Source organism: Janthinobacterium sp. GW822-FHT07H10 (assembly GCF_058798675.1).
Map to the genome: position 1 here is coordinate 472,725 of NZ_JBXAKS010000004.1, position 25,096 is coordinate 497,820.

A 25,096-nucleotide genomic window follows, 5' to 3' on the forward strand; every position below is an offset into this window, starting at 1 on the left:
ATGGCCTCGCTCAGCGATACCATTTTCCCGTTCCTGGCGACGTCGTATTCGTATGACGACAATCTGTTGCGCCTCGACGACAATGTCCCCGGCTACAACGGGCCCCGTTCCGATACATCGCGCCAGATACAGGCGGGGTTTCTCGTCAACCGGCCGATCGGACGGCAGGTCCTGACGGGGCAGGCCAAGTGGTCGCGCGTGTCGTTCCAGCATTTTGACCAGTTTAACTACAACGGCAAGGATTTCCTGGCCGATCTTGAATGGCATCTCGGCAATCATCTCGAGGGCCATGCGGGCGCCCTGTATTCGCAAACCCTGACGCCGTTCAGCGATTTCCAGAGCACCGAACGCAATTTGCGGACGCGCCAGCGCGAGTACGTCGACGGCGGCTGGCGTTTTCATCCGAGCTGGCGCGTGCGTGGCGCTTACAGCCGGGAACGTTACTCGTATGACCTGCTGTCGCAGCGCGTGTCCAATCGCGAGGAAAAGGCGACGGAACTGGGGCTTGATTATTTGCCAGCAAGCAATAGCCGCATCGGCGTGCAGTTGCGACATGTTAATGGCAGCTATCCGAACCGCGTCAACGGTGGCCAGTTCGGCGTCGACGATGGCTATACCCAGGATGAGATCAAGGCGAATATTTACTGGATCTACAGTGCCATTACCCAGGTGCAGGTGTTGGGCGGTTGGGTGCGCCGCAGCCATTCCTTCTATTCGGGGCGCGATTCGAGTGGCGCCAACGGCCGTGTCGTGGTGAACTGGGCGCCGCTGGGCAAGGTGCGTTTCACCGGCTCCCTGTGGCATGAGTATGGCGTCGTGGAAAATGCGCTGATTTCGAGCAGTCTGAATAATGGCGCCAGCGTGGCCGCGGCCTGGGATATCACGTCCAAGGTGCGCATGGATGCCCAGGTGCGGCGCGAGAAGCGCGACTTCTCGGCCGCCAGCGGGCTAGTCTTTCCTGTTGACGTCAGCGATACGACGCGTACCGAGTCGCTGGGGCTGACCTATGCGCCGCAGCCGAATATCCAGCTGGGTCTGAACGCCTTCCGCGATACCCGCAAAGGCGCCCCTATTATCAATACGGGCAGCTACCGCGCCAAAGGCGTTTCCTTTAGCGCCAGTGTCCAGTTCTGAAGAGTATTATGACGGTCAATGATATACCCCTGATTTCGTTTTTCCAGCGCATCCTTGATCCCTTGATCATCATGGGCACGCTGTACCTGTTGTCCGCCTTGTCGGGCTCGCCCTTTACCGGCTATTCGCTGGTACTGATGATATTGGCGTTTTTCATTTCCTCGTCCGTGTTCCAGTATGTCGACCCCTACCGCACCTGGCGCAGCGGCCGCATGCTGGCGTATGCGCGCGATGTTTTCGTCAGCTGGGGCATCACGGCCCTGATCCTCGTCTTCCTCGGTTCGGCGACGGGGCTGGCGTTCCATTACGACCGCGAGCTGGTGCTGGCCTGGTTCGTGCTGACCCCGTTCATACTGCTGCTCAGTCATCTGGCCGCGCGCCGCATGGTGGCCGATCCGGGGCGCGACAGCGAGGTGCGTTCCGTCGTCATCATCGGCGCCAATGATGCCAGCCTGAAATTTGCCGCCACCGTGGAGCGCAATCCGAACCTGTTCATGAGCGTGCGCGGCTTTTTCGACGACCGCACCGATGACCGCTGGCCCGAGACGATGCGCGAACCGATGCTGGGAAAAATGGCCGATATCGCCGCCTATGTGCGCGAACACAATATCAAGATGATATTCATCAGCCAGCCCATTTCGGCCCAGCCGCGCATCCGCAAGATGCTCGATGAGTTGCAGGATACGACGGCTTCCGTGTACTTCCTGCCCGATATCTATATCTTCGACCTGATGCAGGCGCGCTTCGACAATGTGGGCGGCATGCCCGTGATCGCCATCCGCGAATCGCCGTTCACGGGCTTTAACAGCATGGTCAAGCGGGGCAGCGACATCGTGCTGGGCTTGCTGATCCAGATCATGCTGCTGCCCGTCATGCTGGTCATCGCCATCGCCGTCAAGTCGACGTCGAAGGGGCCGGTGATCTTCCGCCAGCGCCGCTACGGCCTGTATGGCGAAGAGATCATCGTCTATAAATTCCGCTCGATGACGGTCAGCGAGGATGGCGACAAGGTGGTGCAGGCCACCAAGAACGACCAGCGCGTGACGCGCGTGGGCGGCTTCTTGCGCCGCAGTTCGCTCGATGAGTTGCCGCAGTTCATTAATGTGCTGCAGGGACGCATGAGCATAGTCGGGCCGCGTCCGCATGCCGTGGCGCACAACGAGCAGTACCGCAAGCTGATCAAGGGCTACATGCTGCGCCACAAGGTCAAGCCGGGCATTACCGGCTGGGCGCAGGTGAATGGCTTGCGCGGGGAGACGGAAACACTCGACAAGATGGAGGCGCGCATCCATTTCGACCTCGATTACCTGCGCAACTGGTCGCTGTGGCTCGACTTGTGGATCATTTTGCGCACCGTCAAGGTGGTGCTGAAGCGCGACAACGCGCATTGAGCGCGGGCCCGTTGCCGGCACGCGCACGGCTGGACTTGAATATTTTTTGCAGGGAATTAATAAGCGTTAAAATGACGCAATCATGCAAGGTTTCAAATGTCCGGCTCCCGGAGCTGGCTGAACAGTGATGTGACGAGCCATCAGACGATTATGAGGCAAGCACGGCGACATGGTGTGGACGGCGGCATGCTGCCTGGCGGCGGGCCAGCCGCGCGCCATGCGCGCCGGCGTGTCGCCCGGCCAGCCTCGCACGTGGCCGCCTTGCACAACATGCTGCTCCAAGAGGACCGGCCCCATCCCCGCCGCTCTCCCGCATTGGCCTGTGCCCAATTGCCGTGCGGCGTGACGGCAGCGAGTGTTTCCGCGCGAGAAATATTGCCCTGTGAAAACCATTTACTGAGATGCATGCCATCCAAGGCTTGTGTTTCTAACGAAACAGTTGTTTTTAAGACCTTTTAATAGTTTTTTAAGCAAATAGTTTCCTAGCAAGCTAGTACACTGTGTATCATATTTATAATATTGACAATCATGTGGTCGCAACCCATAATTTCAATCGAAATCTGTTTTTTTGACAATGTTTTGTTGTTAAGTGAGTTATCATCACGTTCACAAAACTATCAGCGGATTTCCTTACCTGAACTGAAGGAGTCATTTTGAACCAACCGCAAATCGCCCGTGTGTCTTCGAGCAAGCCCGCCATGCCTTCCCGTCTGCTGTGCGCAGGCCTGGTCGTGCTGGCCGTCGCAGGATTGTCTGCTTGTGGCAACAAAGAAAAAAAGCCCGGCCAGGCGCTGGCGAGTGTGAATGGGGAGGAAATTACCGTCCTGCAGCTCAATGAGGAAATGCAGCGCGCCAACGTGCAGGCGCCGCAGCAGGAAGCGGCCAGCAAGCAGTTGCTGGAATCGCTGATTGACCGCCAGTTGCTGCAGAACGAGGCGGCCAAGGACAAGACGGACCGCGATCCCAAGGTGGTGCAGGCGATCGAACGCGCCAAGGCGCTGATCGTCGCGCAAGCCTACATGCAAAAGCGCATCGGCACGATCGCCCGTCCCACCAAGCAGGAAGTGGAAGAGTACTTCCACAAGAATCCGCAATTTTTCAGCGAGCGCAAGCAATTCGACATGCGCGAACTGGTGATCGCCAGCGCCGACATGAACGACCAGCTGAAGGCGGCCATGGATAGCGCCAAGACGCTCGACGACGTGGCGGCCTGGCTCGAGACGCACAAGGTCAAGTTTGCCCGCACCCAGCTGTCGCGCACCAGCGCCGACCTGGCGCCCGAGTTGAGCGCGAAATTGCTGTCCATGCCGAAGGGCCAGCTGTTCATCATCCGCGAGGGCGACCGCACGCTGCTCATCTCCCTGGCCGATATCCGCGACAATCCCGTGACGCTGGCGCAGGCCGCGCCGCAGATCGAACAATTTTTGTTCAACAAGAAAAACAAGGATGCCGCCGACGCTGAGCTGAAGCGTCTGCGCGCCACCGCCAAGATCGAATACCTGGGCAAGGATGGCGCTCCCGCCGCCGCAGCGGCAGCGGCCAGTGCCGCAGCGCCTGCCGCGCCGGCTCCGGCAGCCGCGGCTCCGGCCGCACCGGCGCAGGGTTCCTCGGAAGCAAATGATCGTGGCGTTGCTGGCTTGAAGTAAGTCGCAGCATTTTAGGTAAGTAACTCATCAATGGAATAAACGAATCATGAAACGACTTCTGATGTGGTGCATGGCCACCCTGTTGGCCCTGAGTGCCGGTTTTGCCGGCGCTGCCGATGTACAGCTCGGCGCCGGCGACGTATTGAAAATTTCCGTCTATGGCAATCCCGACCTGGCGCTCGAAACGCGCGTCAGCGAGGCGGGCGAAATCACCTTCCCCCTGGTCGGCAATGTGGCCCTGGGCGGCTTGTCGGTCTCGGCAGCGGAAAAAAAGCTGGGCGGCTTGCTGGAAAGCGGCGGCTTCCTGCGCAAGGCGCAGGTCAACATCATCGTGACGCAGCTGCAAAGCCAGCAAGTGTCGGTGCTGGGCCAGGTCAACCGTCCCGGGCGCTATCCGATTGAAGGCAAGCGCAGCCTGATGGACATGCTGGCCATGGCCGGCGGCGTCAGCCAGGATGGCGGCGATGCCGTCAGCCTGATCCGCAAGCGCAACGGCAAGACGACGCGCGAAGTCATCGACATCGTCGACATGGTGCGTTCGGCCGACCTGAACCGCGACCTCGATGTGGCCGGCAACGACGTCATCTTCGTCGAGCGCGCGCCGCGCTTCTATATCTATGGCGAAGTCCAGCGTCCGGGCGCCTTCCGCCTCGAGCGTTCGATGACGGTGCTGCAGGCCTTGTCCGTCGGCGGCGGTCTGACGCAGCGTGGCACCGAACGCGGCATTCGCATCAAGCGCCGCGACGAGGCTGGCAAGCTGGAAATCATCAACGCCAAGCATGACGACCTGCTGCAAGTTGACGATATGGTGTACGTGCAGGAAAGCCTGTTCTAAGCCGCTGTCCGTATCTTTCCGGCGCAAGCCGGATGTTTTTCATTCTGTGTTGAGGTTTCCCCATGAATTTGTCACAGCTCCTACTGATCCTGCGTGCGCACAAGAAGTTGATCTTGATCACGCTGCTGGTCACTGTCCTCGGCACGTTGTCGATCAGTTTGCTATTGCCTAAAACATACAAGGCGACAAGTTCGTTGCTCTTGAACTACAAAGGTGTCGATCCCCTGACGGGCCTGGCCATGCCGGGCCAGTTGTTGCCTGGTTTTATGGCGACGCAAATCGACATCATCAGCAGCAAGAACGTTGCCTTGCGCGTCGTCGACCATTTGAAACTGGCGGAAAGCCCGGCCGTGATCGCGCAATTCAATGAAGCGACGGAAGGCAAGGGCGGCACCGTGCGCGACTGGCTGGCCGATCTGCTGCTGAAAAAGGTGGAAATCGTGCCATCGCGCGAAAGCAGCGTGGTCGACATCAGCTTCAAGGGCAGCGACCCGCAGTTCGTCGCTGCCGTGGCAAATGCCTTCGCGGACGAGTACCAGAAGACCAGCATCCAGCTGAAGGTCGATCCGATGCGCCGCGTCTCGACGTATTTCAGCGAACAGACCAAGCTGCTGCGCGATAACCTGGAAGTGGCGCAAAGCAAGCTTTCCAAATACCAGCAGGACAATGGCATCGTCAGCGTCGACAACCGCCTCGATGTGGAGTCGAACCGCCTGAATGACTTGTCGGCGCAGCTCGTCATGGCCCAGGGCCAGTCGATGGAAGCGTCGTCGCGCCAGCGCATGGCGCAGGGCAGCAATGGCATGGCCTCGCCCGACGTGTCGTCCAATCCGCTGATCCAGAATTTGAAGATTGGCCTGGGCAATGCCGAAGGCAAGCTGGCGGAAATCGCCCAGCGCCTGGGCCGCAATCACCCGCAATACGAGAGCGCCAAGGCGGAAGTCGACAAGCTGCGCGCCGACCTGCGCGAACAGCTGGCCAATACCTCGAATAGCGTGGGCAACAATGCGCAGATCCTGCAGCAGCGCGAGGGCGCCGTGCGCGCCGCCCTGCAGGCGCAAAAGGCCAAGGTGCTGGAACTGAACCGTACCCGCGACGAGATGGGCGTGCTGATGAAGGATGTCGAGAGCGCCCAGCGCGCCTTCGACGTGACGTCGCAGCGCCTGTCGCAAACGCGCATCGAAGGCCAGGCCGAGCAGTCGGATATTTCCGTGCTCAATCCTGCCGTGCCGCCGATCGACCCGGCCGGTCCGCGCGTGCTGCTCAATACCTTGCTGTCGATTTTCCTCGGCACCTTGCTGGGCGTGGGCCTGGCGATCGTGATCGAGATGCTGTATCGCCGCGTGCGTTCGGAAGCCGACTTGCAAGAAACGCTGCAGATTCCCGTCTTCGGCGCCATCGACTGGAATGCCCGCAAGTCGCCGCGCAAAAAAGGTGTGTTGAACGGCATTCTGCCGCGCCGCCTGCGCTTACGTTAAACATGGATATGACGATGAACCAAGCCGCGCTCCCCATTTCGATGAACACCGTGCCACGTACCGGCGACTCCAGTATTGGCGGTCTGCTGCTCGAGTCGGGCAAGATCACGCCCGAGAACGCAGAACGCGTGCTGCGCATGCAGAAGGAACTCGGCATCCGCTTCGGCGAAGCGGCCCTGCGCCTGGGCCTGATCACGGAAGCCGACATCCAGCAAGTGCTGGCACGCCAGTTCGATTATCCCTACCTGCAAAAAGGCGAGGGCAAGTATTCGGAGCTGCTGGTGGCAGCTTATGAACCGTTCAGCCCGCAAGTGGAAACCCTGCGCGCGATCCGCAGCCAGGTCATGCTGCGCTGGTTTGCCCGCGGGCACAAGGCGCTGGTGGTGCTGGGCGGCGCGTCCGGCGACGGCGCCAGCCTGTTTGCGGCCAACCTGGCCGTCGTGTTTTCGCAGCTGGGCGAACGCACGCTGCTGGTCGACGCCAACTTGCGCAATCCGCGCCAGCATGAAATTTTCGATGTCCAGACGCGCCAGGGCCTGTCCGACGTGCTCGCTGGCCGCGCCCAGCTCGACGCCATCACCAAGGTCGAATCGTTCGTCGACCTGTCCGTGCTGGGATCGGGCACCTTGCCGCCGAATCCGCAGGAGTTGCTCAGCCGTAGCTCGTTTGCCAGCCTGAACACGGAACTCGAGTCGCTGTTCGACATCGTCATCTATGACGTGGCCGCATATGCGCTCGGTTCCGACGCGATGGCCATTGCGGCACGCGCCGGCGGCGTGCTGATCGTGGCACGCAAGAATCAATCCTTGTTGAGCGATATCAACGCCATGGCCGAGCAGATCGTGCAGAGCGGCGCCAAGGTGGTCGGTTCCGTGATGGTGGACTTCTAAATGAATACGCAAGCCAAGCGGTGGTCGGGCCTGAACTTGCAGCAATGTAAGGAATACTTGCCGGAATGGCTGCCGTTGGCCATCGGCCTGCTGGCCATGTATATCCCGTCCTTTACCGGCCTGTTCACCGGTATCTGGGCCACGGAAGAGCAGGCGCATGGCCCCATCATCCTGGTCCTGTCGCTGTGGCTGATCTGGCGCAACTGGCCGGGCATGCTGGAAAAGACCCGCGGCAGCGAACCTACCGTGCTCGGCTGGGTGGTGCTGGCCATCGCCCTGATCCTGTATGTGCTGGGCCGTTCGCAACATATCATGGCCTTTGAAATCGGCTCCTTCATCTGGATGCTGGCGGCCATACTGTTGCTGAAACGGGGCTTGCGTGCCTTGAAAGTGTTGTGGTTTCCCTTCTTCTTCATGCTGTTCATGGTGCCCTTGCCGGCCCAGATCGTGATCATGCTGACGATGCCGATGAAGATGGCCGTGTCGTACGTGGTCGAGCACCTGCTGTTCTTTGCCGGCTATCCGATCGCCCGCACGGGCGTGATCCTGCAGATCGGCCAGTACCAGCTGATGGTGGCCGACGCGTGCGCCGGCCTGCAGACCCTGCTGTCGCTGGAGGCGCTGGGCCTGTTTTACCTGAACGTCGTGCGCCACACGTCGGCGCTGCGCAATATCGCCCTGGCCATCCTGATCATCCCGATCTCGTTCTCGGCCAACGTCGTGCGCGTCATCGTGCTGACCCTGATTACCTATTACTTCGGCGATGCGGCGGGACAGGGCTTCCTGCATGGTTTCGCCGGCATGGTGCTGTTCATCACGGCGCTGATCCTGATCCTGTCTGCCGATACCTTGCTGCAATGGATCGTTAAATTGCGCGCGCGCACTGCATCGGGGAGCCAGGCATGAAATCGATGACCAATTCCGTCAAGGTCAGCGTGCTGGCCGGCATCCTGATGGTGGCGTCGGCCGGACTGGCCAAGCACTTGACGCCGAGCGTCAAGATTGCCGACAGCAAGAGCCAGTTCCAGCTCGCGGACATCATCCCCGTGGCGTTCGGCGGCTGGACCATCGACACGACCATCATTCCGCTGCAGGTCGATCCGGAAACCCAGGCGCGCCTGGACAAGATCTACAACCAGACCCTGTCGCGCACCTATGTCGATCCGCAAGGCAACCGCGTCATGCTGTCGATCGCCTACGGTGGCGACCAGAGCAGCAATATGGCCGTCCACCTGCCGGAAGTGTGCTATGGCGCACAGGGCTTCGAGGTGCAGAAGTCGGGCCGCAGCGAGCTGCGCACCGATTACGGCACCTTGCCGGTGAAACATTTGTATGCCACGAATGGCCCGCGCCAGGAGCCGATCACCTACTGGATTACCGTCGGCGACAAGGCGCTCACGCCGGGCCTGGACCAGCGCATGCAGGAATTGCGCTACGGCTTGAGCGGGGCGATTCCCGATGCCATGCTGGTGCGCGTGTCGAGCATCGACAGCGACACGGGCGCCGCCTACGCGATACAGGAAGGTTTTGTGCGCGCCATGTTGTCGGGCATGAAGCCGCAGGACCGCGCGCGCATCATCGGCAACTTCCCTGGATAAGCGGAGCGCAATGGCGCTGCCGGCCCGCGTGGAGCCCTGATATTTTGTCGATAGGAATTGCCATTAACCCTACGTTGCAGCGCCAGTGCGCCTCATCCTGTCCTGTGTCGCGCCATGTCCGCCAGCGCTGACGTCAAGACGCGCGCGGTAAGCGCCGTCAAATGGGCAGCGCTCGGCACGGTGACGCGCTTCGTGCTGCAGATGGGCGTGCAGATCGTGCTGGCGCGCTTGCTGGGGCCGGAAATCTACGGCCTGTTCGCCATGGGCTTGCTGGTCATGACACTGAGTACCTTCCTGGCCGATTTCGGCTTTGCCTGGGGTCTCGTGCAAAACCAGGAACTGCATGATGACGACATCCGCTTCGCCTTCACGTGGCAATGCCTGTCCGGCGCGGCCGCCATGCTGGGCCTGTACCTGCTGGCGCCGTGGATCGCCGCCTACTTCAAGGAGCCGCGGCTGGTGCCCATCGTTTGCTGGCTGAGCCTGACATGCCTGCTGAGCGCGATGACGGCGCCCAGCAGCAACCTGCTGCGGCGCCAGCTCAATTTCCGCTGGCTCAATATCGCGCAGATTCTCAGCTATGTGCTGGGCTACCTGTGCGTGGGCATTCCGCTGGCCCTGCTCGGCGCGGGCGTCTGGACCCTCGTCAGCGCCTGGCTGGTGCAGGCGTTGAGCCTGCTGTTGCTGACGTATTGCCGCCACCCCCATTCCTTGCGTCCGCTGCTGTGGTATGCGGGGGCGCGCCGTTCGACGCATACGGGCGGCACCGTCTTCATCACCAATCTGAGCAACTGGTTCTTGAACAACCTGGACCGGGTTTTCCTGGGCCGCATCCTGAATGCCCACGCCGTCGGCGTGTATGCGGTGGGCTACAACCTGGCCAACACGCCCAATTCGCTGTTCCTCAGCGCCTTGCAGCCGGCCTTCCTGGCGGCCGGCGCGCGCCTGCAGGACGACGTGGCGGGCTTGCGGCAGGCCTACCTGTCCGTCATCGCCGCCACTTGGATCGTCATCGGCCCCATCTTCGTGGTGCTGGCCTGCCTTGCCGGCGACCTGATCGCCACCCTGTATGGCGATGCCTGGCGCGAATCGAGCCGCGTGCTGACGGTGCTGGCGCTGGGCATGCCCGCCTATGTCACGTGGGGCATGTCGACGCCCATACTGTGGAATACGGGCGGCAAGCACCTGGAGGCGCTGCTGCAGATGCCGCTGATCGTGCTGGCGGGTATCGCACTCTGGCAGTTTTCCAGCCTCGGCGTGGTGGTGGTGGCCGCCATCGCGTCCGCCACCTTGCTGGCGCGCGCGCTGGTGATCGGCGTGACGGCGTGCCGGCGCTTGCAGCTGGGCATTATCGACCTGTGGCCCAGCGCCTGGCGCTCCGTCGTGCTGATGCTGCTGGCGGCGGCCGGCGCGCATGGCGGTTCGCTGCTGGGGCATGCGCTTGGCCACGGGCCGTTGCCGGCCTTGTTGCTCGGTTCGTTAGGCGGCGGCGGCCTGTGCCTGCTGGCCGGCTTGCTTCATCCACAATTGCTGGGACGGCGCATCGTCGACCTGCTTGGACGCTTCAGTCCGCCGGTGCCGGCACGGGTCGGTGTTTATCTTCGTAGTAAATGTTCAGTATGATGAGATTGATATGATTGAATTTATCGTCGGCTTGGTGGTGTTGATCGCCGCAATCGTGGTGGTCGCGGGCGTCGCCCTCAGTGCGCATTGGGGGCAAAAACGGGAATTGGGCTTGGTGCAGTACATTGCCTATCCGATTTTGCTCACCTATGCATTGTCCATGTTGTTATCGGGCAGAGACCTTGCCTTTCCCGATGACGTGCTGGCGATCGTCGTCAACAAGAGTCCCATACTTGTATGGATAGGCCGTTTTACCTCCATCTTTCTGATTTTTGCCTGCGGCGAACGGATAGTGCGGCGCTTGCTGAGCACCGATGTCAAACCTTTGCCGGGCATGTTGATATTTGCATTCTGGGCATTCTTTATCAGTAATACGTTGAGCCCGGCATTTTTTGGCCAGTATTTTTACCTTTCGCACGAGTTTCTGTATGCCTTACTCGCTTGTCAGGCCGCATTGTTCGCCAATACCAAGGCCGATGTCGATGCCATGACGGTCGTGTTGCGCAACGCCCTGTATGCCTTGCTGGTGGCCAGCGCCGCCTGCATCGTCTGGAAGCATGGACTTGTTCTAAGCACCAACTATCACGGATTGATTCCCGGGCTGAAGCTGCGCTATGCGGGCTTGACCAGCCATGCGAACAGCCTGGGGCCGTTATGCGTGCTGTTCATGCTGTGCCTGTGGTACCAGCCGCTGAAAAATCGCTGGCTGATGCGTTTTGGCTGGGCCATGGGCATCATCAGCCTGATCCTGACGCAATCGAAGACCAGCTGGATTGCCTTTGTTCTGTCTGTCGTGGTCTTGGCCTGGTATAGCCGGCGCGATGAAATCCACGCGCGCATCCAGGACTTCCGCCGTCCTCACCTGCCTGTCCTGCTGGTCCTGGCGCTGATGTTCTGCGGTGCCTCGATGCTGGTCATCTTCATGTTTGGCGGTGCGGGTGACAAAATCGCCCGCTTCTTCACGACACGCGACGGCGCCGAACTGATGACCTTCATGGGGCGCGACCAGATATGGCAGGTGGCGATCGAAGAGTGGCGCAAGTATCCCGTCTTCGGCTATGGCCTGAATATTTTTGACGAGGCATTCCGTAACAGTGTCGGCATGCCCTATGCGACACATGCTCATAGTCAATTTTTCCAGAGCCTGTCGAGCGCTGGCAGCATCGGGGCCGCCGGGCTCGTGTTCTACACCTTTGTGATTGCGTATTTTGTCGCCAGGACCGTGCGGGCAAGCCAGGGTTTGTCGCTGGCGCTTTTTATTCTGCTCATTTGCAAATCGATCAGCGAGGTGCCGCTGTCCATGGCCAGCCTGGGGCCTGACTTGCCCATTCATATGCTGCAGTTGGCCGTCCTGGTGCGTTACTACGTTCCTGCTGGCCAGGCGCTGCGCGATCAGGCGTCGCAACGGCGCCACGCCATGGAAGGAGAGTTATCGTAATGTTGTGTTCGGTCATTATTCCTCTGTATAACAAGGAGCAATATATAACCTCTGCCATTGCTTCCGTTTTGGCGCAAAGTCATCAGGATTTTGAAATTGTCGTAGTGGACGATGGTTCCATTGATGGCGGCGCCGCCATGGTGGAGGCGATCGGCGACCCGCGGATTCGTTTGATCCGGCAGGCCAATGGCGGTGTTTCGCGCGCGCGCAATAGCGGTATCGCCGCCGCGCGCGGCGACCTGGTGTGCTTCCTCGACGCCGATGACTGGTATGGCCCGGCATTCCTGGCGGTTCTGGTGGCGATGTACCAACGCTATCCTGCAGGCAGTTTTTTTTCCACCTCGTTCCTGTGCATGACGGATCCCGCGGATGGCCAACTCGATACCGATGCGGGCGCGCACTTTTCCGCGCTGGAGAATTTTTACGAATACCGCGCCGCCCATGGCGTTTTCTATTGCACCAATTCAATCGCGGTGCCTCGCGCAGCCTTGCAGTCCATGCCACAGTGTTTTCCGGAGGGCGATCATTTCGGCGAGGATCAGGACTTATGGTTTCGCTTGGCCGAGCGTCTGCAACTGGTCTTTTGTCCTGCCAAGCTGGTTGCGTACCGGATGGATGTCGCCGGCAGCCTGTGTACCGTGTACGACCTGCGGGTCATGCCGCGCGTGTTTTCCCGACTGGAGGAGCGCGCCTTGCAATTACCTGTTGACAATCCTTCAAGGCGGCCGGCATTGCGTATCGTTGCCGATGCATACGTTGGCGTTGCCAGATATGCATTGCAGGATGGACGCCGTGCCGATGCCTTTGCCGCGCTGCGCAGGGCGGCCCGCCATGCGGTTAATTTGCGATGGTTGGTTACATTGATTATGTGTTCGGTAGGCAATGGTTCTCTGCTGAAACGATGGGAATTGTGGCGGGAAATGCGGATGCGTAGCTAATTTTATGGATTGCCTGAAAGTACTTTAGGTATAATCAGAAAGCGCTGATGTATTAGAATGTTTGCAACATAAGTGCCGACCGCCTCAGGTGTTCGTGCTGAAGCTTTGCGATGACGTCAAATTTGAGGCACAGCGTTATGGGCGCCGCCCGCAAGGATGTCATTCTATTTTTATGGAGGCTACAAGCATGAAAGCCGCTAAACGCACTTTGTTGTGCAGCGCAGCCTGGTTGCTGTTTCCTTATTCGCATTACGCGCATGCAGACTGGGCACAATCGACCGATGCCATGGTCGTGCGGCCTGCACCGTTCAATATGGATGTCCAGGTACAGAATCCACCGAGCTTTACGTGGGCACGTCACCCGACCAATTTTACCTCCTACACGCTGGAGATACGTTCGGGGACAACCGTGGTGCGCACCTACACGAGCACGCGCAACTGGTATCTGCCGAGCAAAGCGCTGCCGGCTGGCACTTACACCTGGCGCGTCCGTCCGACAAGTGGCACGGATTGGTCCGCCGACCGCGCCTTTGTGATCAGTGCATCGTCGATTCCATTTGAATTGCCGGAAAATGCCGACTTGCGGGCCGCGATTCTGAAGAAACCGAGACCGCGCGGCTTGCAGGCGAACCTGCCGCTGGCCAGCGCCTGGCCGGCGGATATCAAGGCCGAGCGCAGCTTGGCATTGCTCAGCTTGACCAACGAGGTCACGCGACAGGCTACAGCCCTGGCCTATCCTCGCGATAGCGACTGGACCTTGAAACTGTCTGCGGATAAAGTGGTCACGGCCGCCTTTGCCAGCCAGATGACGTCGATTCGGACAGCGATCAATTTGAATACGCGGCAGTTGACGGCGGCCTCGCTCATGTATCGCCTGACGGGCGAGCAGCGTTTCCTGAATGAGGCGCTGAGCCGTGGCGATGCACTGGCCGCTCTCAGCCCATCAGGCCCGACAAGTTATCTGAACCAGGACCAGGGCAGCCGCGCCACGTCCCTGGCACTGGTGCGTGCCGTGGACAGCCTGGGTTCCGCGCTCGATCCGGCGCGCAAGGCGGTGTGGTTGAATGTGGTCAAGCTGCGCGTCATTGATTTTTACAATGACATGACATCGAATAATGGCCGCATTGACAATTATCCGTATGATTCGCATGCCGGTTCGAATCTGGGCTATCTGGCGCTGATCTCCTCCCTGTCCCTGGGCGATATTCCCGAGGCCGACAAGTGGTTTGACTTCTCGGTACGCTATCTGGCCAGTTCCCTGATGATCTGGAGCGGCCCGGAAGGTGGTTTTTCTGAAGGTACCGCCTATGCCGAATTTACAGCCGATAATGCTTTGCAAATCTGGCCCGGCCTGGAGCAGGCTACCGGCATCAATCTGTTCAACAAGCCCTGGTCGGCTGGCCTGGCACGGTTTTTCATGCATTTCGTGCCGCCGGGAGCCAAAAACCATCTTTTCGGCGATGGACAGGAAATCGAACCGGTCTACCGCTTCCAGAAGGCTTTTGTCGCCCGCTATGCCACGCCGGAAGCGGCATGGTATGTGAAGAATATAAACGGTACGGAGGATGCCTTGAGCTTGCTGCAGGCGCCGTACCCGCTGCCCGTGAATACCGTGACCGCCGCGCCGCGCCCTCCCGCCAACGGCGCCTTGTATCCGAGTATTGGCTGGGCCGCGATGCATAGCGACTTGAATAATCTGCAGCGTACGTCCGTATACTTCAAATCCAGTCCGTATGGCTCGGTATCCCACAGCCATGGCAACCAGAATGGTTTCGTGTTGACCAGCGCAGGCGTTCCTTTGCTGAGCGAAACAGGCTGGTATGACTGGTTCGGGTCGCCGATGCATACCAGCTGGTATCGCCAAACCAAGTCCACGAATGCGCTGACATTTGACGGCGGGGTGGGGCAGGTCGTGGAAGGGTTCCGCGAACCGAAGATTTACAACGGCACGATTACCGCCTTTTCAACGACCCCGGCACTCGACTTCGTGCAGGGGGACGCGACGATGGCGTATGCCGGCGCCCTCAGCTCCGTCGTACGCCAGGTCTGGTATTTGCGCAGCAGCGATGCGGTCATTGTGCGCGATAAGGCGAGTTCGGCCACCAAGCGTACGTTTGAATGGAATTTCCACGCCTTGGCCCCGATACTGCGCGATGCGGCAGGAAAGGTCTCCATTTCGAATCAGGGACGTTCCGTTTGCGTCAAGCCCATCGGAGCGACTGCCGTGCGTTTCGAAAAAAGAACGGGGCCGCCGCCACGGGCCGGCACCTACGAGGACCATGCCGTATTCCTGAACGAAGTGCCCGCCACCAGTGTGGATTTTCTGATGCTGCTCGATGTCGGCTGCAAGAATCCGGCCGTGACGGTGACTCCCACTGCCACCGGACGTCAGGTTACCGTCGGTACACAGAGCGTGCTGGTTGTGAACTGACACCTTGAGAAAATGGCCGTGCCCCTATCTGCCGGCCGGACAGGGGCGTCGCACTGCTGGGATAAGCTGAATGCCATGATATAATTGCAATAATTAAATTATATTTTAGGCAAGGTTTATTTTCATGGATACGCAAGCGACTGTGACAACGCCGGGCAGGGTGCGACTCCTGCAACTGGTGCCTGAACCGCTTCCCACCTTCCGCGCCGACGTCGCGGTGTTGTTTGGCCGCTATCTGCCGCGTCTCGGCATCGATTGCGACCTGGTGGGCAAGCCGGGCGGCGTGGCCAATGATGAGGTCACGGCATTTTCCCGTGTCCGCACCGGTAGCGCCCGTGGTGGCCGCTTGCGCCGGGAGTTGTCATATCTCGGCACCTATCTTGGCGCCTTGCTGAAGGCGAAGCGGACTCAGTGTGATGTGATCCAGGTGCGCGACATGGTTTCGATTGGCGTGCTGGGCCTGCTGATCGCCCGCTGCAAGGGCATCCCCTTTGCGTACTGGGTATCGTTCCTCATGTGCGAAGCGCGGATTGCCCGGGCGCGCGCGCAATTGGCGGCGCATGGCGGCTTGCGCAATCGCCTGGTACTGTTGAAGGGGCTGATAGAGGAGCGCATCCTGTATCGCGTTGTGCTGCCACACGCTCGGCATGTTTTCGTGCAGAGCGATGCGATGCTGCAGATGATGTTGCAGAAGGGCATACGCAGGGAGCGCCTGAGCGCCGTGCCCATGGGCGTGGATACCCAATCGTTGTCAGGCATGCAGGTGGATGCCCGGCGTCCGCCCGATTGGCAGGATGGTCCCCTGATTGCCTATCTTGGCACGCTCGATGCGAGCCGGCAGATCGAACGCATGATCGATGCGCTGGCGCTTGTGCGCCCCCGGATCCCTGCGGCACGGCTGTTGCTGATCGGGGCGTCGGCCTTGCCGGCCGACACTGACCGCCTGCTCGCGCATGCCAGCAGCCTGGGACTGGCCGATGCCGTGCGCATAACGGGGTGGCTGCCATCGCAGCAAGCCTGGACTTTGCTGGCCAGTGCCGATGCGGCTGTCTCGTATTTCCCCCGCGGCCTTATTCATGACGTATGCTCTCCCACCAAACTGATGGAGTACCTGGCCCTGGCGATGCCTGTCGTGGCCAACGACAATCCGGACCAAGTGCGTGTATTGCGCGACAGCGGCGCTGGCTGGCTGGTGGATAGTTCGACTGAAGCGATGGCGCAGGGCTTGCTGGATATTTTGCACGATATTCCTGCCGCGAAAGCGCGCTCCGCCGCGGGGCCCGGATATATCGCATCGCACCGCAGCTACCAGGTGATCGCCAACGATGTTGCCGCAGAATATCGCCAACTTGCGGCACGCTGAACTTGGCGTGCCGTGTCTGATCAGGGGGGCGCTGCCGCAGGTGTCGCCAGTTGCCGGTAGAGCTGCATCAGCGCGGTATTGACCTGCAGCGCGTGGTGCCGCTCGCTGACGTGCGCACGCGCCGCCTGAATCAAGCGCTTGCGCAAGGCCTCATCGTCCCATAAACGCAGCAGTTCGGCCGTAAGTGCCGCCGTGTCGTGTGCCGGGACTAGCAGGCCATGCACGCCGTGCTCGATCAAGTCGGGAATGCCGCCGACCGTGGTACTCAGTACTGCCGTTCCGCTGGCCATGGCTTCCAGCAAGACCATCGGTTGTCCCTCGACGTGGGACGCCAGCGTTAAGACGCGAGCCTGGCGCAGCCAGCCGGCCTTTTCCTGTGCATCGATCCAGCCGGGGAAATGCACGTTATCCTGTATGTGGAGCTCGGCAGCCTGCGCTTGCAACGCCGCCAGATCCGGCCCGCTGCCGGCGAGTACCAGTTGCGCAGAGGGATCTGCCGCATGCAGGGTGGCGAAGGCCTGCAGCAACTCCGCGACGCCCTTGGCTGGCAGCAGTGCGCCCAAAAACAACACAACGGGTTCACGTGCCATATGATCTTCGTTGTCCTCAAATAAACATGCCGGCACGGGATTGGGCCACAGGCGTAGCGGCAACTCCGGTGCTATCTGCTTCAGCCAGTTCTGGGCCGGCGTGGACAGGCATAGCAACTGACTGCTGCGACGGATGGTGGCAATGGCGTAGCGCCGCTGCCATCCCGCGAGATTGTCTATGAAGCGGCCAAAACCGCCACTGTGCAGGTGAAAGATGATCTTGCGCCTGGCCAGGGAGGCCATCCAGATAAAGATCGACTTGCGCCAGAAGCTGGCATCGGAGGCGACATGAATGTGCAGTACCGCCCCCTTGCCGCGCATTAGCAAGCCGGCATACTGGAGCAGGGCGAGTGCTGCCACGCCCAGCTTGTGGGTTTTGCCGCCTTCGCTGAAACTGGGCAACATGCATACTTCGCCGTCTGCGAACAGGCCTGCTTCCGCATAGACGCGGACGACGCTGGCGATGCCACCCTGGGATTGTGGTCCGGGACCGATCATGACGCATAAGGGGGAAGAACTCATCATACTTTTCATACTGTCCAGCAAGAAATATATTGTTAAAAAGGCTGTGTTGCGGGCGTGTGGGCATGCAAGTGGCCGCTACCGAGACGCGTGGATGTTCCTGCAACAGTAAACGAAGAATCGCTGTGGCATGGCGGAAGTGTCGTTTTTAGTGGCAATCCCCGGGCGTAGGCATGATGTTTTTCATTATGAAATATATTTCATTTGAAATTTAATTGCGTACGGTGCGCTGCATCAATTGTATTTTATTCTATAATGGAGTTTCTTTGACAATGTTTTTCTTCGTGCTGCATTGTCTCTTTAGATACGTTCCCTAATATTTTGAAAGCTGATTATGAGTGTGATTGCCGTGATTGGCCTTGGCTACGTAGGCCTGCCGTTGGTCGTGGAGTTTGGCAAGCTGGGGCGTACCATCGGCTTTGATATTTCCGTCGAGAAGGTTCAGTCTTGCCAGCGCGGCACGGATCCTTCGCGCGAACTGAGCGACCAGCAAATGGCGGCGGCCGTGCAGGCCGAGTATTCGTCCGAGCCGCAGATACTGGCCGAGGCCGATATCATCATCGTTGCCGTGCCTACCCCCGTCGACCAGGCCCACAACCCGGATTTCTCGCCCCTGATCGGTGCCAGCCGCACGGTGGGCCAGTACCTGAAAAAAGGCGCCACCGTCGTGTATGAGTCGACCGTGTATCCGGGCGCGACCGAAGAAGTGTGCATCCCCGTGCTGGAAGAGGTTTCCGGCTTGAAGTGGATGCAGGATTTCTTTGTCGGTTATTCCCCCGAGCGTATCAATCCGGGCGACCGCAAGCATATGTTGACGAATGTCATCAAGGTTGTCTCTGGCGACACGCCGCAGACGCTCGAGCGCGTTGCCACCATGTATGAAACCATTGTCGAGCCAGGCGTGCACCGCTGCTCCAGCATCAAGGCGGCGGAAGCGTGCAAGGTGATCGAAAACACCCAGCGCGACCTGAATATCGCGTTGATGAACGAGCTGGCGATCATTTTCGACAAGATCGGCATCGATACGTCGGAAGTGCTGAAGGCGGCCGGCACCAAGTGGAATTTCCTGAAGTTTTCGCCGGGCCTGGTGGGCGGGCATTGCATCGGCGTCGACCCGTATTACCTGACGCACAAGGCGGAAATGCTCGGCTATCACCCGCAGGTGATCCTGGCAGGGCGCCGCATCAACGATGGCATGGGCAAGTACATCGCCGAGCAAACCATCAAGAACATGATCGCGTCGGGCAGCTACATCAAGGGCGCCCGCGTGAATGTGCTGGGGCTGACGTTCAAGGAAAACTGCGCCGACCTGCGCAACTCGAAGGTGGGCGACGTCATCCGTGAACTGAAGACCTACGGCGTGGAGGTGTTCGTGCACGATCCGTACGCGGAACAGGAAGAGGCGATGCACGAGTATGGCGTGCGCCTGTTCAGCTGGGAAGAGTTGCCGCGCGCCGACGCCATCGTGGCGGCCGTGTCGCACCAGCAATTGCTCGACCTGCCCGTGGAAGAGCTGCAGCGCAAGCTGATCAAGAGCGGCTGCTTCATCGACGTCAAGGCGTGTTTCGACCAGCAGGCGCTGGAAGAGGCAGGCATCAAGGTCTGGCGCCTGTAAGGGCCGGCGCCGCGCATCGGCGCGGCATTTTTTTTATTGTTGCAAGGGTAATTCATGCGTATCTGGTTTGAACTGACCAACTCGCCGCACATCAATATGTTTGGGGCCATGATCCGCGAACTGGAACGCGAGCACGAGGTCGTGATCACGTGCCGGCCGCTGGCCAATACGGTCGAGCTGCTCGACTTGCATGGCTTCAAGTACACGGTGGTGGGCAAGCATTATGGCGGCCAGCTATCGGCCAAGCTGTTTGGTTTCCCCGTGCGCGTCTACCAGCTGTGCCGCTTTCTGAGTGGCAAGAAGATCGACGTGGCGATCTCGCAGAGTTCCTTCCATTCGCCGGTGGTGGCGCGCCTGATGGGCATCCGTTCCATCTACATGAACGATAACGAACATGCGGTAGGCAATATTCCCGCGTTTTTATTCGCCAACAGCATCATGGTGCCGGAGTTTCTCGGCATGGATAAATTGAAGAAGCAATGGGCCAATCCGCGCAAGGTCCTGCACTATCCGGGCGTCAAGGAAGGGATCTATCTGTGGGAACTGGACCAGCGCCTCGGCGCCAAAGCGGTGCAGCAGCGGGCCGGGCGGGCGCGGCCCGTGGTGTATATCCGTCCGGAACCCTGGACGGCCCAGTATTACAAGGGCAGCCGCAATTTTCTTGATGAGTTGCTGTTGGGCATGAAAGACCGGGTCGATATCGTGTTATTGCCGCGTGGAAAAGAGCAGGGCGTGCATTACCAGGATCCCAAGTTTGCCGGCGTGCGCGTGGTTACCACCGCGCTCGATATCGCCGATATCGCGCCCGACTGCGACCTGTTCATCGGCGCCGGCGGCACCATGACGCGCGAGATGGCGGTGCTGGGCATTCCCACCATTTCCGTCTACCAGGATGCCTTGCTCGATGTCGACCGCCACCTGCTGGAAGTGGGCGCCTTCGAGCACTGGCCCGACTTGACAGCCGCGCAGGCGCTGGCTTACCTGGACAGCGCCACGCAGAAACCGCCGAATCGCAGCCTGCTGGAAAAGGGCCGCGCCGCATATGAGCTGGTCAAGCGGCAGCTCGTCAAAGGCTAATTTTAATCAACAACATCCGTGACGATGGCGGCACAGGCCCTCATTGTCACGGCAGCGCTAAAGGACAGGACAATATGATACGCCTCGCAGTAGTAGGCTTGGGCAAGATGGGCTTGTCCCATCACTCCATGATCAATGCACATCCCGGTGTCACGCTGGCGGCCGTCTGCGACGCCACCGGCTACATGCTCGACATCCTGGGCAAATATACGGGCGTCAAGACCTATACGGACTTCGACGTCATGCTCAATGAACTGGAACTCGATGCCGTCATCATCGCCACGCCATCCAGCATGCACGGCAAGATGGTGCTGGCCGCGCTGAACAAGAATATCCACGTATTTTGCGAAAAGCCGTTCTGCCTCGATACCGAGGAAGGCGAGCAGGCGACCCGCCTGGCGGCGGAAAAAGGCCTGGTCAACCAGGTCGGCTACCACTACCGCTTCGTCGGCGCCTTCCAGGAAGTCAAGCGCCTGCTGGACCTGGGCGTGATCGGCGAGGTGACGCATATGCTGGCCGAGGCCTACGGCCCGGTGGTGCTGAAGCCGAAGGGTTCCACGTGGCGTACCCAGCGCTCGGAAGGCGGCGGCTGTCTGTACGACTACGCGGCCCATCCGCTGAACCTGCTGAACTGGTATTTTGGCGCGCCGCGCGGCGTGGGCGGCTCCGTGCTGAACAAGATTTTCTCGGCCGACACGGACGATGAAGTGTTTTCCACCCTGTATTACCCCGATGGCAAGAGCGCCCAGCTGTCCGTCAACTGGAGCGATGAGTCCTACCGCAAGATGTCGACGAAGATCAGCGTGTGGGGCAAGAACGGCCGCATCACCGCCGACCGTCAGGAAATCCAGGTCTATCTGCGCGACGCCAGCGGCGCGCCGGAAGGCTACGGCGAAGGCTGGACCGTGCGCTACACCACGGAATTGACGGAACCGGTCGACTTTTACCTGCGCGGCGAGGAGTACTCGGCCCAGCTCGATTACTTTGTCCGTTGCATCGTCGACAAGCGCGCGGACGACAATGTCAACTCGTTCGCTTCCGCGCTGGCGACCGACCGCGTCATTTCGATGCTGATCGCCGATGCGGAAAAAGGTCCTGGCGTGCTGTCCGGCGATGCCTTGCCGGAACTGCCGAAAAAGAAAAAAGGTTTCTTTTTCGGCCGCTGACATGCCGCGCAGCAGGAATTCGATACGAAATATGAATGGAGCAGGAAATGGATCAACTCGATCGTTTGTTATTTGGTGATAATCAGTTCTTCGGCGTGAATCATATGTCGGAGGAAAAAGCGCGGGCCCAGGCCATGCGTTTCCAGGATATCAAGGCCGTTATCAAGGTGCTCGATAGTGCCTATGATGAAGGAGTGAAATCCTTCATGTGCACGACCCATGACCGTATCGCACAGGTGTGCGATCACATGCGCGCCGACCCGGTGCGCTACAAGGACTTCAAATTCATGCCTTGCATGCCGTATGCCCACAAGTATGCGAATGCCGTCACGGAAGACGGCATCATGGGCGCGCTCAAGCGTTTTACGCCCGATGAAGGCTTCCTGAATGCCGCCTTGCGTGGCGGCAAGGCCTTGGCGACCAAGGATATCGAAGGCATCATCACCCTGCTGGTGGATGCGGAAATGAAGATGTTCGCCGGCCTGAATACGCCCGTGATCTTCCTGCAGAACGTGGTGGTCGACCTGTTGCTGGGCCTGGGTTTCAAGGATGCCTTCTCGATCTTCGCCAATCACGTGCGCAAGCGCTACAACGCCGAGCCCGGCTTCATCACGATGAATCTGCCGATGCTGCTCGACGTGCTCGAAGAGCAGGGCATCGACAACCCCATCGTCTGTTCGAACATCAACAAGGTGGGCTTCCGCATGTCCGGCGGCTTCGACGCCTACCAGAGCGCCTTGCGCGACCGCAAGTTCCGCGCGATCGCCATGTCCGTCTTCGCCTCGGGCGCCATCGCTCCCGAAGAAGCGATCGAATGGGTGTGCCAGCAGCCGAACATCGAGTCCATCGTCTTTGGCGCTTCCAGCCGCGGCAATATCCGCAACACGCGCGAACTGGTGGACCGCTACTGGCCGGCGGCGCAGGAGCAGGCATCATGAAGACGATCTACCTGGTGGCCGGCGCGCGGCCCAATTTCATGAAGATCGCGCCCATCGTGCGCGCGCTGCAAGGCCATGCGCGCCTGGCGTTCAAGATCATCCATACGGGCCAGCACTACGACCGCGAGATGAACGACGTGTTTTTTGAAGAGCTGGGCATCCCCGAGCCGGACGTCTTCATGGCGGCAGGCGGCGGCTCGCACGCGGAACAGACGGGCAAGATCATGCTGGCCTTCGAGCAGCTGTGCCAGGCCGAACGGCCTGCCGCCGTGCTGGTGGTGGGCGACGTCAATTCCACGCTGGCCTGCTCGATCGCGGCGAAAAAGCTCGGCATTCCCGTGGCGCACGTGGAGGCGGGCCTGCGCAGCGGCGACATGGGCATGCCGGAAGAGATCAACCGTCTCGTGACGGACAGTATCTCGGACTGGTTCTTTGTCACGGAGCCGAGCGCCGTCGAGCATTTGCGGCGCGAAGGCAAGCCGGAAGCCGCCGTGCATTACGTGGGCCACGTGATGGTCGACAACGTCCTGTACCAGGCTGAAAAACTGGGCCGCGAGTCGCCGCAGCAATTTGAAACGTCGGCCTTCAAGGCGGCGCACAGCGGCGCGGGCGCGCGCTATGGCGTGGTGACCCTGCACCGTCCGAGCAATGTCGACAGTGCCGAAGACATGCGCAAGGTAGCGGGCGCCCTGGTCGAGATCGCCGCCGACCTGCCCCTGATCTTTCCCGTGCATCCACGCACGCGCGCCAACCTCGACAAGTTTGGCATCGACCTGGGACCGAACATCACGCTGGTGGGGCCGCAAGGCTACATGGCCTTCCTCGACCTGTGGAAGGATGCGGCGCTGGTGCTGACCGACAGCGGCGGCCTGCAGGAAGAGACCACGGCGCTGGGCGTGCCCTGCATCACCATCCGCGACAATACGGAGCGTCCCGTCACCGTCGACGAGGGCAGCAATGTCCTGGCCGGCACGGATCCGCTGCGCATCGTGGCCGAGGCGCGCAAGGTGCTGCGCGGCGAAGGCAAGCAGGGCCGCCGCCCGCACCTGTGGGATGGCCAGGCCGCGCAGCGCATCGTGGCGCAACTGGACCAGGAACTGGCATAGGCAGGCAAGGGATAGGCTGAAAGAGGACTGGACTGGCGCACAGGGCGGACACGGATAGCGCCGCCCATGCGCTCGCAAGACGGCCGATGGCTGGCGGCACGCCAGCCGGACGCCGCATCCACCCCAAACAACGATGGAAAGCGATCGACGATGAAAGCAATGATACTGGCTGCAGGCAAGGGCACCCGCGTGCGCCCCCTGACCTATGATTTACCGAAACCGATGATACCCATCCTGGGCAAGCCGGTGATGGCTTACCTGGTCGAACATCTGTCCCGCTACGGCATTACCGAAATCATGGTCAATGTCAGCTACCTGCATGAAAAAATCGAGGAATATTTCGGCGAGGGGCACCAGTTCGGCGTGCAGATCGGCTATTCCTTCGAAGGTTATACGAATGACGCGGGCGAAGTCGTGCCCGAGCCGCTGGGTTCGGCCGGCGGCATGAAGAAGATCCAGGAATTCGGCAACTTTTTCGATGAAACGACCATCGTGCTGTGCGGCGATGCCTTGATCGACCTCGACATCAAGTCGGCCCTGTTCGAACACCGCCGCAAGGGCGCGCTGGCATCCGTCATCACGCTTGAAGTGCCGTGGGACAAGGTGTCGAGCTATGGCGTGGTGGTCAGCGACGCCGACGGCCGCATCCGCGCCTTCCAGGAAAAGCCGGCGCAAGCCGATGCGCTGTCCAATTGCGTCAGCACGGGCATCTATATTTTCGAACCGGAAGTGCTGGCATTGATCCCCAGCGACCGGCCGTTCGACATCGGCTCCGAACTGTTCCCCCTGCTGGTCGAGAAGGGCTTGCCTTTCTATGCGCAAAAACGCGACTACAACTGGATCGATATCGGCAGCGTCAAGGATTACTGGGAAGTGCTGCAAAGCGTGCTGATGGGCGAAGTGGCCCAGCTGGACGTGCCCGGCATCCAGATCGACGACGGCCTGTGGGTCGGCTTGAATACCAGCATCGACTGGAGCGGCGGCACGCGCATCGAAGGCCCCGTCTACATCGGTTCGGGCAGCCGCATCGAGGCGGGCGCGACGATCATCGGGCCGACCTGGATCGGCCACGGCAGCCACGTGTGCGCGGGCGCCGAAGTGGTGCGCAGCGTGCTGTTCGAGTACACGCGCGTGCTGCCGGGCGTGGTGCTCGATGAAATGATCGTCTTCAAGGATTACAGCGTCGACCGGGCCGGCGAGATGCGGCACGCGTCGCAGTATGACCCCGACGCCTGGGCCAATGCGCGCGACCGGCGCAACCGCCGGCGTGCCGACATGTCCGTGGAATTACGCGCAGTCAAATAACCAGGAGCCCCG

The 25,096-nt window shown here is 60.2% G+C and carries 20 protein-coding genes; 19 read left to right on the forward strand and 1 reads right to left on the reverse strand.

The genetic code is table 11. The features are described 5' to 3' along the window. The 13 genes from epsL to AC1RDJ_RS12890 all read left to right on the forward strand — a co-directional run bounded on the left by epsL (window position 1) and on the right by AC1RDJ_RS12890 (window position 16,765). Window positions 1–1,134: an XrtB/PEP-CTERM-associated polysaccharide biosynthesis outer membrane protein EpsL gene (epsL, locus tag AC1RDJ_RS12830; protein WP_493027663.1), complete on the forward strand. Its 1,134-nt coding sequence runs from the start codon at window positions 1–3 to the stop codon at window positions 1,132–1,134. Window positions 1,135–1,142: 8 nt separating this feature from the next. After that, window positions 1,143–2,525, forward strand: a complete 1,383-nt coding sequence (locus AC1RDJ_RS12835; RefSeq protein WP_071324847.1) for an undecaprenyl-phosphate glucose phosphotransferase — start codon at window positions 1,143–1,145, stop codon at window positions 2,523–2,525. A 698-nt stretch (window positions 2,526–3,223) separates the two neighbouring features. Continuing rightward, complete coding sequence (locus AC1RDJ_RS12840) at window positions 3,224–4,171, forward strand: EpsD family peptidyl-prolyl cis-trans isomerase (protein WP_071326637.1); 948 nt, start codon at window positions 3,224–3,226, stop codon at window positions 4,169–4,171. Window positions 4,172–4,217: 46 nt separating this feature from the next. Beyond that, complete coding sequence (gene epsE, locus AC1RDJ_RS12845; RefSeq protein WP_071324846.1) at window positions 4,218–5,006, forward strand: polysaccharide export protein EpsE; 789 nt, start codon at window positions 4,218–4,220, stop codon at window positions 5,004–5,006. Between the two features lie 62 nt (window positions 5,007–5,068). Next, window positions 5,069–6,484, forward strand: coding sequence for a chain length determinant protein EpsF (epsF, locus tag AC1RDJ_RS12850; RefSeq protein ID WP_071324845.1), 1,416 nt, complete (start codon window positions 5,069–5,071; stop codon window positions 6,482–6,484). Window positions 6,485–6,498: 14 nt separating this feature from the next. Next, window positions 6,499–7,374 (forward strand): chain length determinant protein tyrosine kinase EpsG, encoded by an 876-nt coding sequence (gene epsG, locus AC1RDJ_RS12855; protein WP_071326636.1) that lies wholly within the window; start codon window positions 6,499–6,501, stop codon window positions 7,372–7,374. Then, window positions 7,375–8,280, forward strand: a complete 906-nt coding sequence (xrtB, locus tag AC1RDJ_RS12860) for an exosortase B (RefSeq protein WP_493027631.1) — start codon at window positions 7,375–7,377, stop codon at window positions 8,278–8,280. Next, entirely contained in the window at window positions 8,277–8,972 is a 696-nt protein-coding gene (gene epsI, locus AC1RDJ_RS12865; RefSeq protein ID WP_083411968.1) for an exosortase-associated protein EpsI, B-type, read from the forward strand. Before xrtB ends, epsI begins: the two co-directional genes overlap by 4 nt. Window positions 8,973–9,086: 114 nt before the next feature. Then, entirely contained in the window at window positions 9,087–10,595 is a 1,509-nt protein-coding gene (locus AC1RDJ_RS12870) for a lipopolysaccharide biosynthesis protein (RefSeq protein WP_493027632.1), read from the forward strand. Between the two features lie 10 nt (window positions 10,596–10,605). After that, window positions 10,606–12,033: an O-antigen ligase family protein gene (locus tag AC1RDJ_RS12875; RefSeq protein WP_071324841.1), complete on the forward strand. Its 1,428-nt coding sequence runs from the start codon at window positions 10,606–10,608 to the stop codon at window positions 12,031–12,033. Continuing rightward, window positions 12,033–12,971 (forward strand): glycosyltransferase family 2 protein, encoded by a 939-nt coding sequence (locus AC1RDJ_RS12880; RefSeq protein WP_493027633.1) that lies wholly within the window; start codon window positions 12,033–12,035, stop codon window positions 12,969–12,971. The genes AC1RDJ_RS12875 and AC1RDJ_RS12880 overlap by 1 nt, the downstream gene beginning before the upstream one ends. 187 nt (window positions 12,972–13,158) lie before the next feature. Continuing rightward, entirely contained in the window at window positions 13,159–15,402 is a 2,244-nt protein-coding gene (locus AC1RDJ_RS12885) for a heparinase II/III domain-containing protein (RefSeq protein WP_232250950.1), read from the forward strand. Window positions 15,403–15,526: 124 nt separating this feature from the next. After that, window positions 15,527–16,765 carry a glycosyltransferase gene (locus AC1RDJ_RS12890; protein WP_071324839.1) on the forward strand — a complete coding sequence of 413 codons (1,239 nt, stop codon included), beginning with the start codon at window positions 15,527–15,529 and terminating at the stop codon, window positions 16,763–16,765. Between the two features lie 20 nt (window positions 16,766–16,785). Here the strand turns inward: AC1RDJ_RS12890 and AC1RDJ_RS12895 are convergent, their stop codons facing one another. Next, window positions 16,786–17,880, reverse strand: coding sequence for a glycosyltransferase family 4 protein (locus AC1RDJ_RS12895; RefSeq protein WP_493027634.1), 1,095 nt, complete (start codon window positions 17,878–17,880; stop codon window positions 16,786–16,788). Between the two features lie 331 nt (window positions 17,881–18,211). Between AC1RDJ_RS12895 and AC1RDJ_RS12900 the strand changes: the two genes are divergently transcribed. The 6 genes from AC1RDJ_RS12900 (at window position 18,212) to AC1RDJ_RS12925 (ending at window position 25,084) form a co-directional block, all read left to right on the forward strand. Beyond that, the gene (locus AC1RDJ_RS12900) at window positions 18,212–19,492 is read left to right on the forward strand and encodes a nucleotide sugar dehydrogenase (RefSeq protein WP_071324837.1); all 1,281 of its coding nucleotides are present in this window, start codon (window positions 18,212–18,214) and stop codon (window positions 19,490–19,492) included. Between the two features lie 54 nt (window positions 19,493–19,546). After that, window positions 19,547–20,569 (forward strand): DUF354 domain-containing protein, encoded by a 1,023-nt coding sequence (locus tag AC1RDJ_RS12905; protein WP_071324836.1) that lies wholly within the window; start codon window positions 19,547–19,549, stop codon window positions 20,567–20,569. A gap of 74 nt (window positions 20,570–20,643) precedes the next feature. Beyond that, window positions 20,644–21,735, forward strand: coding sequence for a Gfo/Idh/MocA family protein (locus AC1RDJ_RS12910; protein WP_083411966.1), 1,092 nt, complete (start codon window positions 20,644–20,646; stop codon window positions 21,733–21,735). 47 nt (window positions 21,736–21,782) lie between these two features. After that, a complete protein-coding gene (locus AC1RDJ_RS12915) occupies window positions 21,783–22,673 on the forward strand; it encodes a hypothetical protein (RefSeq protein WP_493027635.1) in 891 nt (296 codons plus the stop codon). Then, a complete protein-coding gene (gene wecB / locus AC1RDJ_RS12920; protein WP_493027637.1) occupies window positions 22,670–23,779 on the forward strand; it encodes a non-hydrolyzing UDP-N-acetylglucosamine 2-epimerase in 1,110 nt (369 codons plus the stop codon). Before AC1RDJ_RS12915 ends, wecB begins: the two co-directional genes overlap by 4 nt. 150 nt (window positions 23,780–23,929) lie before the next feature. Continuing rightward, the gene (locus tag AC1RDJ_RS12925) at window positions 23,930–25,084 is read left to right on the forward strand and encodes a nucleotidyltransferase family protein (protein WP_071324833.1); all 1,155 of its coding nucleotides are present in this window, start codon (window positions 23,930–23,932) and stop codon (window positions 25,082–25,084) included. The last annotated feature ends 12 nt before the right edge of the window (window positions 25,085–25,096 follow it).